The 14,740-nt window shown below is 63.4% G+C and carries 15 protein-coding genes; 4 read left to right on the forward strand and 11 right to left on the reverse strand.

Annotation, left to right across the window (positions count from 1 at the left end):
- Positions 1-670 (reverse strand): hypothetical protein (locus ACR2JI_RS08525; RefSeq protein WP_526389649.1); only part of this gene is annotated, 670 nt, incomplete at its 3' end.
- Positions 671-794: 124 nt separating this feature from the next.
- Between ACR2JI_RS08525 and ACR2JI_RS08530 the strand changes: the two genes are divergently transcribed.
- The gene (locus ACR2JI_RS08530; RefSeq protein WP_526389650.1) at positions 795-1,379 is read left to right on the forward strand and encodes a cytochrome c oxidase subunit 3; all 585 of its coding nucleotides are present in this window, start codon (positions 795-797) and stop codon (positions 1,377-1,379) included.
- Here ACR2JI_RS08530 and ACR2JI_RS08535 read toward each other — a convergent pair.
- Complete coding sequence (locus tag ACR2JI_RS08535) at positions 1,376-2,032, reverse strand: TetR/AcrR family transcriptional regulator (RefSeq protein ID WP_526389651.1); 657 nt, start codon at positions 2,030-2,032, stop codon at positions 1,376-1,378. The two genes, ACR2JI_RS08530 and ACR2JI_RS08535, sit on opposite strands and share 4 nt — an antisense overlap.
- Positions 2,033-2,176: 144 nt before the next feature.
- On the opposite strand from ACR2JI_RS08535, the gene ACR2JI_RS08540 reads away from it, so the two are divergent.
- Complete coding sequence (locus tag ACR2JI_RS08540; RefSeq protein ID WP_526389652.1) at positions 2,177-3,640, forward strand: aldehyde dehydrogenase family protein; 1,464 nt, start codon at positions 2,177-2,179, stop codon at positions 3,638-3,640.
- On the forward strand, positions 3,637-4,917 hold the full coding sequence (locus tag ACR2JI_RS08545) for a cytochrome P450 (protein ID WP_526389653.1): 1,281 nt from the start codon (positions 3,637-3,639) through the stop codon (positions 4,915-4,917). The genes ACR2JI_RS08540 and ACR2JI_RS08545 overlap by 4 nt, the downstream gene beginning before the upstream one ends.
- On the opposite strand, the gene ACR2JI_RS08550 is transcribed toward ACR2JI_RS08545, so the two are convergent.
- The 6 genes from ACR2JI_RS08550 to ACR2JI_RS08575 form a co-directional block, all read right to left on the reverse strand.
- Positions 4,914-6,029: a CaiB/BaiF CoA transferase family protein gene (locus ACR2JI_RS08550; RefSeq protein WP_526389654.1), complete on the reverse strand. Its 1,116-nt coding sequence runs from the start codon at positions 6,027-6,029 to the stop codon at positions 4,914-4,916. The two genes, ACR2JI_RS08545 and ACR2JI_RS08550, sit on opposite strands and share 4 nt — an antisense overlap.
- Before the next feature lie 132 nt (positions 6,030-6,161).
- On the reverse strand, positions 6,162-7,064 hold the full coding sequence (locus ACR2JI_RS08555; protein ID WP_526389655.1) for a hypothetical protein: 903 nt from the start codon (positions 7,062-7,064) through the stop codon (positions 6,162-6,164).
- A 65-nt stretch (positions 7,065-7,129) separates the two neighbouring features.
- Positions 7,130-8,101 (reverse strand): LLM class flavin-dependent oxidoreductase, encoded by a 972-nt coding sequence (locus tag ACR2JI_RS08560; RefSeq protein ID WP_526389656.1) that lies wholly within the window; start codon positions 8,099-8,101, stop codon positions 7,130-7,132.
- Positions 8,098-8,559 (reverse strand): nuclear transport factor 2 family protein, encoded by a 462-nt coding sequence (locus ACR2JI_RS08565; RefSeq protein WP_526389657.1) that lies wholly within the window; start codon positions 8,557-8,559, stop codon positions 8,098-8,100. The genes ACR2JI_RS08560 and ACR2JI_RS08565 overlap by 4 nt, the downstream gene beginning before the upstream one ends.
- A 39-nt stretch (positions 8,560-8,598) precedes the next feature.
- Positions 8,599-9,747: a thiolase family protein gene (locus tag ACR2JI_RS08570; protein ID WP_526389658.1), complete on the reverse strand. Its 1,149-nt coding sequence runs from the start codon at positions 9,745-9,747 to the stop codon at positions 8,599-8,601.
- Entirely contained in the window at positions 9,747-10,172 is a 426-nt protein-coding gene (locus tag ACR2JI_RS08575; protein ID WP_526389659.1) for a Zn-ribbon domain-containing OB-fold protein, read from the reverse strand. Before ACR2JI_RS08575 ends, ACR2JI_RS08570 begins: the two co-directional genes overlap by 1 nt.
- A 181-nt stretch (positions 10,173-10,353) precedes the next feature.
- Between ACR2JI_RS08575 and ACR2JI_RS08580 the strand changes: the two genes are divergently transcribed.
- On the forward strand, positions 10,354-11,439 hold the full coding sequence (locus ACR2JI_RS08580; RefSeq protein ID WP_526389660.1) for a serine hydrolase domain-containing protein: 1,086 nt from the start codon (positions 10,354-10,356) through the stop codon (positions 11,437-11,439).
- Positions 11,440-11,464: 25 nt separating this feature from the next.
- Here the strand turns inward: ACR2JI_RS08580 and ACR2JI_RS08585 are convergent, their stop codons facing one another.
- The 3 genes from ACR2JI_RS08585 to ACR2JI_RS08595 are packed head-to-tail and all read right to left on the reverse strand — an operon-like array spanning position 11,465 to position 14,667.
- Complete coding sequence (locus ACR2JI_RS08585) at positions 11,465-12,286, reverse strand: enoyl-CoA hydratase/isomerase family protein (RefSeq protein WP_526389661.1); 822 nt, start codon at positions 12,284-12,286, stop codon at positions 11,465-11,467.
- A 12-nt stretch (positions 12,287-12,298) separates the two neighbouring features.
- Positions 12,299-13,459 carry a thiolase family protein gene (locus ACR2JI_RS08590; RefSeq protein ID WP_526389662.1) on the reverse strand — a complete coding sequence of 387 codons (1,161 nt, stop codon included), beginning with the start codon at positions 13,457-13,459 and terminating at the stop codon, positions 12,299-12,301.
- The gene (locus ACR2JI_RS08595) at positions 13,456-14,667 is read right to left on the reverse strand and encodes a Zn-ribbon domain-containing OB-fold protein (RefSeq protein WP_526389663.1); all 1,212 of its coding nucleotides are present in this window, start codon (positions 14,665-14,667) and stop codon (positions 13,456-13,458) included. The genes ACR2JI_RS08590 and ACR2JI_RS08595 overlap by 4 nt, the downstream gene beginning before the upstream one ends.
- Positions 14,668-14,740 lie beyond the last annotated feature (73 nt).

The following is a 14,740-nucleotide window of genomic DNA, read 5'->3' on the forward strand; positions in this document are numbered from 1 at the left end:
ACGGCACCTGCTCCAGCACCGGCCACACCAGGGGGAATCGGCCCTCGCCCACCGCAATCGTCGGGCCGAAGGCAAATTGGTAATGCCACCAACCGAATCCGTGCGCTGCACCCTCCAGGGTGAGATCGAAGACATAGAACATCGGAAACGAGACGACGGTCGTAACGACATAGGGATTCGAGTCGGGCCAGCTACGTTTGACGGTGTCGAAGGCCTTCTCCAGAGCGAACAGGAACGTCGAGTAGAAGAAGACGTACCCCGGAATGAACCACCAGGCTTTGACGGGTGCTGTCCAGCGGGTGTCCTGCCAAGAGTATGTGGCGAACTCCGAGCTGTAGAGCAGGTAGGTGGCCCAGTCGCCGTAGGTTTCCTGCCAGAAGAGCAGACCGGTGGAGATTCCGATGAGCAGCATGCGACTGAGGGCGCGATTGCGAACCGACTGAACGACACCGATTCCGAGGATGAGTAGCGCGATCACGGTGACGCTGATTGCCCAAGCGTGTGCGCCCACCGGGGCGGCAAGCGTACCGCCACTGCGCCCCGCCAGGTAAAGCACAACGACCATCATCGCGATCGCGCCCAGGAGGGGGCCGGCGATTCCGATGACCCTGGAGTAGCTGGACGGGCGACCGGTCAATGCTGTTGCGGGGTTGGTCGCTTCCGTCACCACCGAGGTTCCCCTCCATCATGTTTCCGACCGTTTACCGCAGGTGCAAGGCCAGGCGCCTGCCGCTGCCACTAGGCTGAACCAACCAGAAACCGACAGTGTTGTCAATCACGGCGGAGGGTGCGATGTGACCAAGGACACCGCCGAACAGACGAGCGCTGGCACTCTGCGGCGGCGCGTCCCGGGCGAACCCTGGGTCTGGGGGTTGTTCGCAGCGGACCTCGCGATGTTCACGACCTTCTTCATCTCATTCGCCATCGACCGTCAACGACATATCGAAGTGTTCGCCGAATCACGGGACGCTCTCTATCAAGGCTTGGCGCTGTCGAACACGCTGCTGGTTCTCACGAGTTCATTCATGGTCGCGGTCGGACTGAAGGCCGTGCGGGCGGGTGGGCGCCACGCCCGCGGCGCATTCCTCATTGCGCTCGGATTCGGCACAGCCTTTGCCGTCGTGAAGGTCGTCGAGTGGTCGTTGCTCATTGCGGCCGGATACCGCGGGGCCAACCAATTCTTCGTCTACTACTTCACCATCACCGGCATACATTTCATGCAGTTGTGCGGCGGACTGGCGATACTGGCACTTCTCGCGGTTCGAGCTGGCAGTTCTCCCGGGCGGCCGACAAAGCTGTTCGAAAGCGGCTGCGGTTTTTGGCATCTGGTGGATTTGCTGTGGCTGATCATTTTCAGCCTGCTGTACCTCGGCGGTTAGACAAGTGGCATATCTGAGTGCGCGCTCGCCCAGATGATCTGCGCGATGCTCAACGAAATCGTCGATTGTTTGACCGATGCCCCCGACACCCGCCAGTGGTACCAGAAGCGTTCCAGCATCGACTGAATCGCGAGTCCCTGAGTCAGGGGATCCACACCCGGTATGTGCTTTCCACCGCGCAGGTTGACCAGGGCCTGGCCCATTATCCTCGCGCCTTCCATCTCCGCGGTAATGCTCCACTGCCGCAGTTCCTGATGCACGTAGGCGGCCTGAAATGCAGCGTTGATGAAGGGGCCGTGTTCGTCCCAGAATGCCAGGTACCCCGCGACCCAGGTGGCGACGTCGGCAATCGTGGCCGCCGGGGTAAGACTTCGAAGGCCCTCCGCGGCGGCCACACCGGCATCTTTTGCATCCTGGCCCAGGGTCAGGAGGACGTCTTCTTTGCTGACAAAGTAGGTGTAGAAGGATGCCCGACGAATGCCGCTCGCCTCGGTGATATCGGTGATCGACGTGGCGTCGTAGCCCTTTTTCATCAGCAACCGCCTGGTCTCGGCCAGGATTCGAGTTCTCGTCCGGAGCCCCTTGGTGCCCACGTCGGACGCCGGGGCGTTCCGTCTGACCTGGGTCTGCGGCCGGGAAGATGTTCTGGGCATTAGCGAATCCTGACATGGATGGCCGGCCCTCCGGGATGGCACCCACCGCCTTCCAGATAATCGACGGTCTTGTCAGGAATGCTCGCAGGGCGGTAGCGTGATGCCGAATCCGCTCCCTGGTCCACCGACACCAAGTGAGGTCCCGTGGCACTCATCGCCCCGCCGCTAGAACTACTACCGAGCACAGCGCTCCTGATAGGAGACCAGCGGGTCGACGACAGTTCGGGTGGGGTCTTCGCTCACGTCTACAGTGCGACCGGCGAGAGCACCGCTGACGTCACCCTGGCTGGCGAACGCGAGATAGACCTAGCCGTCCGGGCCGCCCGCTCGGCCCTACCGGTGTGGCGAGCAACAACCCCTGACCAACGCCGCGAGATCCTCCTCCGCGCGGCCCAGTTGATGCGCGAACACTCCGACGAACTCGTGGCCATCTCGCAGGTGGACAACGGAATGCCGGTCTTCGCGGCTATGGGCGGGCCGGCGGCAGCAGCGGATGCCTTCTCCTATTACGCCGGGTGGGCGGACAAGTTGGTCGGCGACGTCATCCCCACCTGGCCGGCACCGGCTCTGGACTACGCAACATTGGTGCCCTACGGCGTCGTCGGAATCATCATTCCCTGGAACGGACCGGTCTACGCGATGGGAATGACCTTGGCGCCGGCACTCGCAGCCGGTAACTGCGTGCTGCTCAAACCGCCGGAACTCGCACCGTACGCGGTGATCCGAATCGGTGAACTGTTGCTGGAGGCCGGCCTGCCTCCCGGTGTGCTCAACATCGTCACAGCAGGACCGGCGGGCGGCGAGGCAATGGTCGCGCATCCAGGCATCGATAAAATTCACTTCACCGGCAGCGGTGCCACCGCGAAACGCATCCTGGACACTGCGAAGGACGTACTCAAACCCGTCGGACTGGAGCTCGGCGGCAAGTCCGCCAATATCGTCTTTGCCGACGCGGACCTCGGCAGCGCCGCGATGCAGGCCATTCTGGGGATGCAGGGCAGCGGTCAAGGTTGCATCAATGGAACCCGGGTGCTTGTGCAACGGCCCGTCTATGAAGAAGTTCTGGCCACCGTCCAGGGCATTCTCGGCACCCTCGAGGTGGGCGATCCGCTCGTCGCCTCGACTTTCTTCGGGCCGGTCATCAACGAAACATCAGCCGACCGCATCATGCGCGTGATCGACACCGCCAAGCGCGACGGGACTCGGCTCATCGCCGGCGGCGAGCGTCTCGGCGGCGAGCTCGCCAACGGGTACTTCATTGCCCCGACCGTATTCGCCGACGTCGACAACGCCTCAGCGCTGGCGCGCGACGAAATCTTCGGTCCCGTCATCACGGTGATCCCCTTCGACACAGAGGAAGACGCGGTACGCATTGCCAACGACTCCCCGTTCGGACTCGCCGCCTACATCCAGACCGCCAATATCAAGCGTGCGCACACGGTGGCACAGCAGTTAGAGGTCGGGTTGGTGTGGGTCAACGGCTTCCTCGGCATCCCGACGTCGGTGCCCTTCGGCGGAGCCAAGCAAAGCGGGTGGGGGCGCCTCGGCGGATTCGATGGCATTCGCGAATTCACCCAGGCCAAAAACGTGTACGTCAACCTGCTGTGACGGGAATTGAGAAAAAAATGACTGATACTGACGACCTCGCCAATAGACCGACGATCGACTTCGACCACCACTCCGCGGCCTTCGCGGACAACTGGCGCGAGGTGACCAGGGACCTGCGAACAAAATGCCCCGTCGCCTGGACTGAGGCGCACGGTGGCTACTGGGTGGTTTCACGTTATGAAGACGTCAAAAAGGTAGCGCTCGACGACCACACCTTCTCGTCGGACAACGACTTGGCCGGAGAACGCAAGGGCTACAAGGGAACTGCCATTCCGTCGGCACCAATGCAGCTGATACCGCTTGAGGTAGACCCACCGCGGTTCACCCAGTATCGGGACCTGCTCAACCCGAAGTTCTCACCTTCGGCGGCCGAGCTGTGGCGCCCGTTTCTGCAGCAGGTTGCCAATGCTCTGATCGACAAGTTCTGCGAGTCCGGCAGTTGCGATCTCGTCAACGACTTGGCCAGTCCCGTACCCGCGATGCTCACCATGAAATTACTTGGGCTGCCATTGGCCGATTGGGAGGACGTCGCGACACCCTTCCACGAGATCTCCTGGGCTGTACCGGGTTCGGAGATGTACGACCGCGCCATTCAAGGAATATTCCGCGTCATGGGACGGCTGTCGGAAGAGCTCGCAATCCGCCGCGATAATCCGGCGGATGATCTGCTGACGTTCCTCTTGCAGTCGAAGATCGACGGCGAGCTTCTCTCCGAGGAGGAGATCTTAAAGATCTGCTTCCTCCAGCTGATCGGTGGTGTGGATACCAGCACCGGACTGTTGTCTCACACGTATGTGTGGCTATCCGAGCACCCAGACGAGCAGAAGAGGCTCCTTGATGAGCCACAGCTGCTCAAGCGCGCAACGGAGGAGTTCCTCCGATGGGTGTCGCCGGCGCCTGCGCTGGCCCGCACCGTGACGACAGAGACTGAGTTGGGTGGCCAACGGCTGTGTCCGGGTGATCGTTTGCTCCTCTCGTGGAGTTCGGCGAATCAGGACGACAGCATTTTTGAAAATTCCGACGAGGTCGACTTGGATCGCTGGCCCAACCGTCACCAAGCCTTCGGGTTGGGTGCACACCGATGCCTCGGTTCGAACCTCGGCCGGGTCCAGTTTCAAGAAGTCCTCAAGGTGACGCTACGTCGCTTGCCGGGCTTCAAAATCGATCTCGCGGCTGCGCAGCGGTACCCGTCGCTGGGACAGGTCAACGGGTATACGAATCTGCCTGCGACATTCACTCCAACCGAGCCTGTCGGAGAAAAGCTCCCGTTTGGCTAAGCCACCACAGTCCACCCGCTCAACACGGTCTCGACATCAACGGAGTCGACCGGGGGCGGTGCGGGCTCAGGCGGGATCGTGCGGGAAAACCGGGGCGCCGGCATCGGCTCGAGGTTATCGTTCCCGTCGACACGAGCGTGGAAAAACGTACCGCGGTCTGTTATGTGCGGTTCCATCTCCACCTCGGCAAAACTCAGCACCGGCGTAACGCAGGCGTCCGATGCTGCAAAGATCTCGGACCAATGATCACGGTCGTGTGCGATGAAGGCTCTGGCCAGCGCCGAGCGTAATTCCGGCCAGCGCCCCCTGTCGTTCTGACCAGGCAAGGTCGCGGGATCCAGCCCCAAGCCTTCGAGAAGTAATGCGTAGAACTGCGGCTCGATCGCACCTACGGCAACGTGTTTGCCATCAGCGGTCTCGTAGGTGTCGTAGTAGGGCGCACCGGTATCAAGCAGATTGGTGCCTCGCTCGTCATTCCACATTCCTTGGGCGCGCATGCTCCACATCATCTGAGCCAGCACCGAGGAACCGTCGATCATCGCCGCGTCGACGACTTGGCCCAGCCCCGACACCCCACGCTCCCACAGCGCGGCCAAGATGCCGACGACGAGGAACATCGACCCGCCGCCGAAGTCACCCACCAGGTTCAACGGAGGCACGGGCGGCCCGTTCTCTCGCCCCATGGCGTGAAGTACTCCGTTGAGTGAAATGTAGTTGATGTCATGACCGGCCTGCTGCGACCGCGGACCGGTCTGGCCCCAGCCCGTCATGCGGGCATAGATCAGTCGCTGGTTGATCTGGGCGCAATCTTGCGGGCCGAGACCGAGCCGCTCGGTCACCCCGGGTCGAAATCCCTCGATCAAGACATCGGCCTTGCCGATGAGCGCGCGCACGAGGTCGCGACCCTCCGCCGTCTTGAGGTCAGCGACGACGACCCGCCGATTGCGCAACATGGAGTCGCGGCCGGTATCGCCTGGGATCAGGCTGTTCTTGACGGGTCGATCGACGCGTATGACGTCGGCTCCCAGATCGCCGAGCACCATTGCAGCATGCGGTCCCGGGCCGATTCCCGCGAGTTCGACGACGCGTAGTCCTTGCAGTGGCCCGGCCATCACGCCAGCGCCTCGAAGACGGAGAAATCAAGTTCCCTACACCCTGTGCTCACTAGCTGTTCGTCCATTCCGGCTCCCGTTTCTCGGCGAAGGCACCCTTCCCAGCAGATTGGTCAATGGCGCGATCGTCACTCATGAGTGAACTCGTCTAGCTGTCTGCGCCGAGTCGAGGTGATGCGGATACACCTCAGCCCAGGTATGGGCGAACACCAGCTCGCGGTCGTCACCGTCACGCTGGAAGATTCCCTCAGCCCACAGCGGGGTGGTCTCGCGTGGGCCCGGAAGTGGCACGCGCCCACCACCTTCGGAGGGCGGACGCCATCGCCACGTCCCATCGGCGCCGAAGTCCAGTTCGACATCGAAGGTATCGCCGTCCGAGCTGGCGCCTCCCGCCGGCCGGTCCGCGAGCACGTGGTTGCCGTCAGATCTGATCACCACCCCGAACTGCCAGCCCCGAGTACCGACACAGACTGAGCCGAACTCGAAGCTGCCGTCGGCGTAGCGGTTCGCGAAGGCAATCCACGCACCCTGGAGTTCACGCTTGTGGCGGCTGAGCATCCACCCCCTACCGCTGCTCAGGTAGACCTGCTCCTGCATCACCACACCCGCGTCGACAGGTTGGCCGTCGAACGTTCCGCCGGTGACATCAAAGGCGCGGGCGAAGTATGCCAGCGGCTCGTCGGAGTCCGGGGTGACGAATTGCAGTGCCGTCGGATGCAGGCGCAACGTCAGGTCGGCGGTGCCGTCCACCCATCGACCCTCCTCGCCGTGGGTCGTGAACACGAAGGATGGCGGCGAACCTGGCTGGTAGATGCCCCACTGCCCGTCGATCTCACCGATCTCACATAGCCCGCTGTACCCCTTGGAACGGCAGTAGGTCATGTCCTCCCCGATGGCAGCCTCGTAGACCAGGAACCGCCCGGCCATCTCGTTCATGAAGTGCCTGATGAGTAAGAGTCGGCGGCCGCCGACCTGCAGCGCGCCCCAGACATGTTGACCCGCGACGGGCAGTCCCATCACGGGTCGTTCGTACACCCCCGGCCCCCACCCGCTGTCGGTGGACCCGACGAGGGTCCGAAAATCGAACGATCCGCGAGTGCTCATGCATCCTCCAGAAGCGGCGCGAGGTCGTTGCAGATGGTCTGCATATGGCGCATCACCATGTCATCGGGCATGCCGGCGATGGATACCCAGAAGAACACGGTTTCCACGGGGAGACCCTCGGTCATCTCGCGTACCTGCCTTGCGACGGTCTGCGGGGTGTCAACCAGCAACCCGTGAAAACCAGTCGTCAATCCCTTGCTCCTGATCCTGTTGACATCCACCGGTTTGGGAACCGGCTGATCGGTGCCGTCGACCATGTGCCTGCGGTACGAGTCCGCCTGCCAAGCAACGTGTTTGGACAGCAGCGGCCAATCACGTTCGGGATCATCGGTGACGTATGCGCTGAGCGCGCCGGCCATCCGCGCCGACGCCGGATCATGGCCGCCCGCAATCAGCCCCTCGCGATAGGGCCCTAGCAGTTCGCTGTTGACCGACAACAGTCCCTCCCCCAGTACGCCAGCACGCCGCGCACCCTTGGGCCCCTGGTAGCCGAGCCAGATAGGCACCCGATCTTGAACCGGTGATGGTGTCAGCGTCCCGGATGCCCATAGCGTCCGGATCTCGCGCACGCGGGCGTCGGTGCGGTCGTAGCGGCCGACCAGCGACTCCTCGTACAGATCGAACTCCGGTCTCCGGTAGCCGGTACCCAGGCCGAGGTCCAGGCGACCACCGCTGACGAGGTCGACGACGGTCGCTTCTTCAGCGATATGCGCGGCCCGTCTGATCGGGGCCACCAGGACCGCCGTGCCAAGCCGGGCCCGGTGGGTGCGGGCGGCCACTGCGGCCGCGAAGGTGAGGGGTTGGTTCAGATACCCGTCGCTGAACAGATGGTGCTCCGAGAACCACAGCGACCCGATTCCGAGTCGGTCGGCTTCCTCGCATACCTCCAGGGTGAATCCGTAAAGGCGCTGCCAGTCCTGCCGCCACTCGGGTGGGTTGCGCAGGTCGAAGTACAGGCCCACCTTCACGATGTCCCGAACTCCAAACCGAGTGCCGTGGCCGGGTGCAACGCACCGCTGAGAAAGTCGGGGCGCGCGAACGTACGCGGTACGAGCCTGCGGCGTGCGAATCGCCAGCCCTCGTCCAAGCGGATGGCTTCGTCCTCGTACCAGCCCAGGAACAGAAACGGCTGCGAGTCCCGTTCACGGCGCGCCCACTCCGTGATGGGGGTGCGGGCCGACGCGCAGTCGCCATCGACCCGGATCAGTCCAACGTGCACCGTCTGAAAAACCATTTCGAGGCTGCCCACCGTCGAGGAGATAAGCGCCTCGATGGCCGCACGCCCGATTGCGGGCGCGGTCGTGGGCGTCTCGAGGCAGCCGTCCGGTGCGTACACCTGAACCGCAGCGCCGATGTCCCCCCGGCTGACACAGTCCGCATAGGTCACCGCCAGTTGTTGCACGGCGAGAAAGTCTTCGGCATACATCAAAGCTCTCCTTGGTCACTCGACCGAGCAGCTGACTGCTCAGCGGCTGAGAATTGATACCGCCGAGGCACCGGGGGCGCCGTAGAGGTGTGCGTACCCGACCCTTGGATCGCCCGCTATCTGACGATCGCCGGCGCGGCCCTGCAGTTGCAATACGAGTTCCCTGACCTGCCGGAGGCCGGATGCCCCGATGGGCTCGCCGTTGGCGATGAGTCCACCATCTGTGTTCACCGGCAGGCGACCGCCTAGCTCCGTCGCCCCCTCGGCGATCCACTGCTCCTGCTCACCGTCCGCGCAGAAACCGTTCTCCGCCATGTGGATCAGCTCGGAACCCGCGTCAGTGTCCTGCAGTTGGGCCACGTCGACATCCTCTGGTCCAATACCGGCAGTCTCATAGGCCGCGCGCGATGCGTCGACGGTCGGGCTCGGTGCGGTCTCCAGTGGCAGAGACGGGCTCTGCAGCTCGAATGCGCCATAACGACGGCTGCGCAACTCCGAGGCTCGCACGAATACGGGGCTGTCGGTATATAGGTGCGCACGATCACCCCGACACAGGACAACCGCCGCCGCCCCCTCGCAGGGCCCGCAGTACATCGACCTGGTAAGCGGGTAGTTGACCACCAGATCATTCATGATCGAGTCCACCGATGCAGCCTGGCGACGCCACGCGTGCGGAGTGATCGACCCGTTGTACAAGTTCTTGGCCGCCACCTTCGCCAAGCTCTCCAGCGAGATGCCGTGTAAGCCCATGTAGCGGTTGATCTTCGTGCCGAAGAAGTGGGTGGTCAGGAAAAGACCGGTCTGTCCGTACCAGGCCGGCAGTCCGACTACCGACGGATCTGCCGCGAAGGCCCCGCGTGGGTGCTTGTCGAAGCCCATCGCCATCGCAATGTCCGCCTCGCCGTTGCGGATCGCGGCGGCCGCCATCTGTAGCGAGGTGCCCCCGGTCGCGCACCCGTTGAAGACTCCGCGCACCGGAATGCCCGTCAGCCCCAGATAGCTGACGATGGCGTCGGGGTTCGACACCTCGTAGCTGCCAACGAATGCGGTCTGAACTGCGGGCCACTCGACACCAGCGTCGATCAACGCGGATTTGGCAGCGTTCGCACCCATCTCGAGCGCCGTTGTCGTGCCATGTCGTCCGAAGGGGTGCAAACCGGTTCCGATGATCGCCACGTCATTGCTCATTACGAGACCTTCTCCTCGGAAGCCGGTGCCACGGGCGCGAACGCGTAGGTCAGCACCTCGGTGCCGTCCTCACGGGTGGTGTAGGGAACCACGCACAACTCCATCTCCTGGCCGATGATCAGCTTGGCCGGATCGTTCTCGGTGAACCGTGCCTGGATGAGTAATTCGCCGGGCAGTTCGACATAACCGAGCGCGAACGGTTGGAATGTCTCCGCGGTGTCGTTGCCGTCATACGGCGGTGATGGCGGTCGAAACTGCTGAGTCGTGAACGCCCACAGCGTCCCTCGCCTACCGAGCAGACGCTCGGGTTCACCGGGCTTGGCCGGGAAAGAGATCACTCCGTCCAGCTCTGAGCCGATCAAGCGGGGTTCGTCTGATGGCCAGGTGAACAGCCCCTCGGTAACCGGAACTTGCGGTGCAGTCACCATTGACTCCTTCTGCGAACGCCGCGCCGATCACGGACGACAGTCTAACTGTACATGTATAGCGCCGTCGATTGAAGAGCAGTCTGTATCGCCGAATCAGGCACGGGAGCCACGCTGAAGCCCGCCGGCTCGCACATGCGTCCCTACCCGCATCGCCGTCTCGCCACGTATCGTCCCAGCGGTGACTACCGATCGAAACCTTCCGGTCGTGAACGAGTCGAAATTGTCGATGCTGGTGGACCGGGTTGCCCTCGAGGTGAGCGAGGGCAGGCTGCCCAGCGCGCAGGTGGCCGTCGGATACGGTGGCGACCTTGTTCGCTTCGAAACATTCGGAGACGCCGACCCGACGACGCGGTACCGCCTGCAATCGGTGAGCCGCCCGTTCGTTGCCGGGGCGCTGTGGAAGGTCGTCGACGAAAATGACCTCGACATCACCGCGCCGGTTTCCACGTGGATTCCGAACTTCTGCGAAGGCATCACCCTGGAAGACGTCGCATGCCATCGTGCCGGGCTGGCGTACGCCCCACTTGGCGTCAAGCGGATGGGCAGTCGGCAGTCGCGACTGGATGCGATGGCCCGCTGGCAACCCGACCCGGAGACGCGCGGTCGCATCCAGTTTTCCCTCACCTCGACGGGATGGATCGTCTGGGAGATCATCGAGGCAGTCACCGGACTGACGCTGCCGGAATACCTCGCCCAACGCATCGCAGCCCCCTTGGGACTGACCGTGCAGGACGCCGTCCCCATCGACGAGCAGGGAAACGTTGCGCCAATGGTGCTACTCGGTGACGGTGCCGACGAGCTCGACGTGTGGGGTCCGTGGTACCTCGCCTCCGCTGAAGTTCTGGAACGGGGTGAACCCTCGCACAGCATCGTCGGCACCGCAGCGGACGTGGCGATGCACTACCAGGGAATGTTGCACTCAGAGGTCTGGTCGCGGGAGGCCGTGGCGAACGGCATCCGGGAGCGTTACCGCGAACCCGCCTGCGGCCCAGTAGCACACGGCGGCACCGAACATCCGATCTCGATGGGGCTGTTCGTCACCGTACGCGGCGAATCCTGGCAGCAGGGTTGGATGCCTGCCACGGGATCGCCAGAGACCTTCGGTCACGGCGGAGCGCCGTGCCAACAATCGTTCTGCGACCCCGTAACCGGGATCAGCTTCGCATTCCTCACCAACGGCTATCCCGCGTCGGGCTATGCCCTGGACCGGTGGGGCAAGAATCTCTCTACCGTACTGCTCGATCTGGCAGGCGATCTCGTTTAGTCGACGCGCACCTAATCTGACTGAATCACTTCTTCGAGCGCGAGCGGAACGCCTCGACGCGTTCCTTGAACTCCGGAGTCGAGAAGGAGACCAACTCCTCGGCAAGTGCGTACTCCAGGACACCCTGTGCCGCTCGACTCAGATGCATGTTCAGCGCCACCTTCGATGACCGGAGAGCCTGCGGCGGGAGGGCGGCGAGGCGCTCGCCGAGTGCCAGCGCCTCGTCGAGGACGGCATCGTCGCTGACAACCCTGGTCACCAAGTTGAGCTTCTCGGCCACGGAAGCCGTAATGCGGTCGCCGAGCAGAACGAATTCCTTAGCCTTCATCATGCCGACCAGCAAGGGCAGCATTGCCGCACCGCCGTCGCCGGCAGTCAGGCCGATCGCGACGTGAGGATCGGCCAGAAAACTACTCTCCCCCATCACCAACAGATCAGACAGCAGGGCGATAGAGCACCCCAGGCCGACGGCTGGGCCGTTGACTGCTGACACCAGGGGCTTGGGGAAGTTGATTACCTCGAGGAATACCGTTCGCGCTTCGTGAATCTGAAACGTCCGCGCAGCCTGATCTTCAATCAGACGACCGAACATCACCATGTCCCCGCCTGCCGAGAACGCTTTGCCCACACCCGTTGTCACCACGGCCCGCACGTCGTCGTCGGCGTCCAGCACCTTCCAGATGGTGGCGAAGGCGTGGTGAACCTCCTCGGTGACTGCGTTGAGAGCCTCGGGACGGTTGATGCTCACGACGTGGACGTTGCCACGCTTCTCGACGAGCAACCACGGCGCGAACGGCTCGTAACCGGCGAGAGTTTCGGGGGCAGTTGATTTCTCGATGCTCGACATGTGGGTGTCCCGTCAGTTCTTCTGGTTGGAAAGGATGGTCACAGCGGAAACCGCGGTCGGGCCACCGATATTGTGGGCCAACGCCAAACGTGCGCCGTCGACCTGATTCTCGGACTCACCACGCAATTGATTGAACAGCTCGTAGCACTGCGCAACACCGGTGGCGCCCGGCGGGTGACCCTTGGCCTTGAGCCCTCCACTCGGATTGATGGGAATTGAACCCCCCACGTAGTGCTCGCGACCCTCGACCAGCTTGTAGGCCTCGAAGCGTTCGGCGAATCCCAGGTCTTCATAGCTGATCAGTTCGACTCCGGTGAAGCAGTCGTGGACCTCGGCCACGTCGATGTCACGCGGGGTGACCCCGGCCATTGCCATCGCCGCCCTGGCCGCCTTCACCGTGGGCGGGAACGTCGTCATGTCGGTCTTGTGTTGATGCATGACCCTGTCCATGCCGAGGCCGACTCCGCGCACCCAGACCGGGCGGTCGGTGTAGCGATCGACGACATCCTCGGCGGCCAGGATCACCGCGGCGGCGCCATCGCTCTGCGGTGTGCAGTCATACAGGCCGAACGGGTCGACGATCATCGGTGCGGCCAGGGCCTGTTCGACCGTGATCTCATATCTCAGCTGAGCCTTCGGGTTGCCCAACGCGTGGAAATGGTTCTTCACCGCCACCATGGCCATATGCTCCCTGGTCGCCGGCGACTCGTGCAGATACCGATTGACGTGCAGGGCGAAGTTGGCCGGAGCGACCAGGCCCAACGGGTAATCCCAGGCGTTGTCCCGGGTCATCGCGGCCCAGTCCCAGAACGTCGTATTGGTGGCGGTTTCGCGCACCTTGTCTGCGCCGATCACCAGAACCACGTCGTACAGTCCCGACGCGATCGCCAGAGTTCCGTTTCGAATGGCGTCATTGCCTGTCGCACAGGCGTTCTCGACCCGGGTAACCGGGATGTCCAGGAGATCGAGGGTGTCGGCCAGGATGCCCGAGGGAAATCCGTCACTCGTCGACAACTCCCCGAACCATGCCGCCTCGATATCAGCCTTCTTGATTCCTTTGTCCACATTCGCCACGCATTCCGCGTACGCCATCGGGATCAGGTCCTTGATGCCCAGTTCGAAGTGCTCGGCGAACGGCGTCATCCCGGCACCGACCATTGCGACGTTTCTCATGAACGGGCTCCTTCGTGCGGTTGGAACGCATACCCGTAGTCGGGTATTCCGGCGCGGTCGGCGATCTTGCGCAGCACAACTGAACCAGCCTGACCGATGACGGCCTCGCCGGCAGGCACTCCGGTGATCTTCATCAGCACTCTCACCGGACTTCCTTCAAGTTGAACGACCGCGATCGAGTACGGGCTCGGGAGGTCCGGAACCGGAATTCGGATGGTCGTCTGCGTGTAGATCGTGCCGGTGCGCGGCAGCGGCTTCAGTTGGTAGGAACTGACAAGTGCGCCGTCGTCGGCTACCCGAGCCCGCGGCGGAAACTGCGGGGCTGAATCGATACCGGGGCACTCCTCGAATACTGCTGCCTCCCAGCGCAATTTCGGCTCGAATGCGCGCGCGTAGGCGGGCAGAGAAATGGGGATTCCGTTGCCCTCGGCGATACGGAACTTCGGCAGCTCCCGTGTCGAGACTTCATTGCGCGTGATGACTGGCGACGAGACGCCGGGCGTCACCTCCGCAGCAGTCACACTGGACTGCTCGATGGCCAGCAGCACGCCGGAGCGCCCTTGCTCAATCACCTCGGCCAGTGCACGAATGACTCCCGACGCCGAGGAAGCGGGGTATTCGACGGCCCCTGTCGTCCCCCAACTGGTGCCCAACTCGTTGGCCTTCGCCCCGACCACCGCGGCTATCTCCGTCGCCTCCGACAAACCAAGTCGGGAGAGGGTGGACTTGACCCCCACTTCACGCTGCAGCCGCGGGTCGCCGTATTCGTGCCGGACACCGTCGGCGCCGCGCACGGTGACGGGCAGGCTGCGCGTCTGTTGAGCGACCCGCACCACCGCGGTACCTGCGTCACCAATCAGCACCGCAGCCGCTGCCGAGTTCGCGGCGGAATTGTCAGCCGCCAGCACCAGGGTCCCCGCGCCAGCGCTGACTATCTGGTCGAGAACCGCTGGCGCACCCCCGATGACCTCGCTGACCGCGGTAGTGGCGGACAGCGACAAGGCGGCCAGGAGCACGCCTCCGTTGCCCCCTTCCAGCAGGGGGAAGTCGCGTGAGACCAGCACGACTCGCTGGGCGGTGGCCCCGGGGTCCGCGGCACGTCCGGCAGCAACCGCCATGGTCAGTGCATCCTCGTCTGGACCCGCCACGCATCGGCCGTGCGAGGTCCTCGCCGGCAGATAGGTGCCGATTGAAACAACCTGACTCATGAAGCCTCGCTCTTGGGTCTGCAGGCGCGTAACTCCGCGGGTTAATGCGCTATATAGTTATAACATTCTAGCC

The sequence above is a fragment of the Mycobacterium sp. genome, assembly GCF_051006775.1.
Taxonomy (GTDB): Bacteria; Actinomycetota; Actinomycetes; order Mycobacteriales; family Mycobacteriaceae; genus Mycobacterium.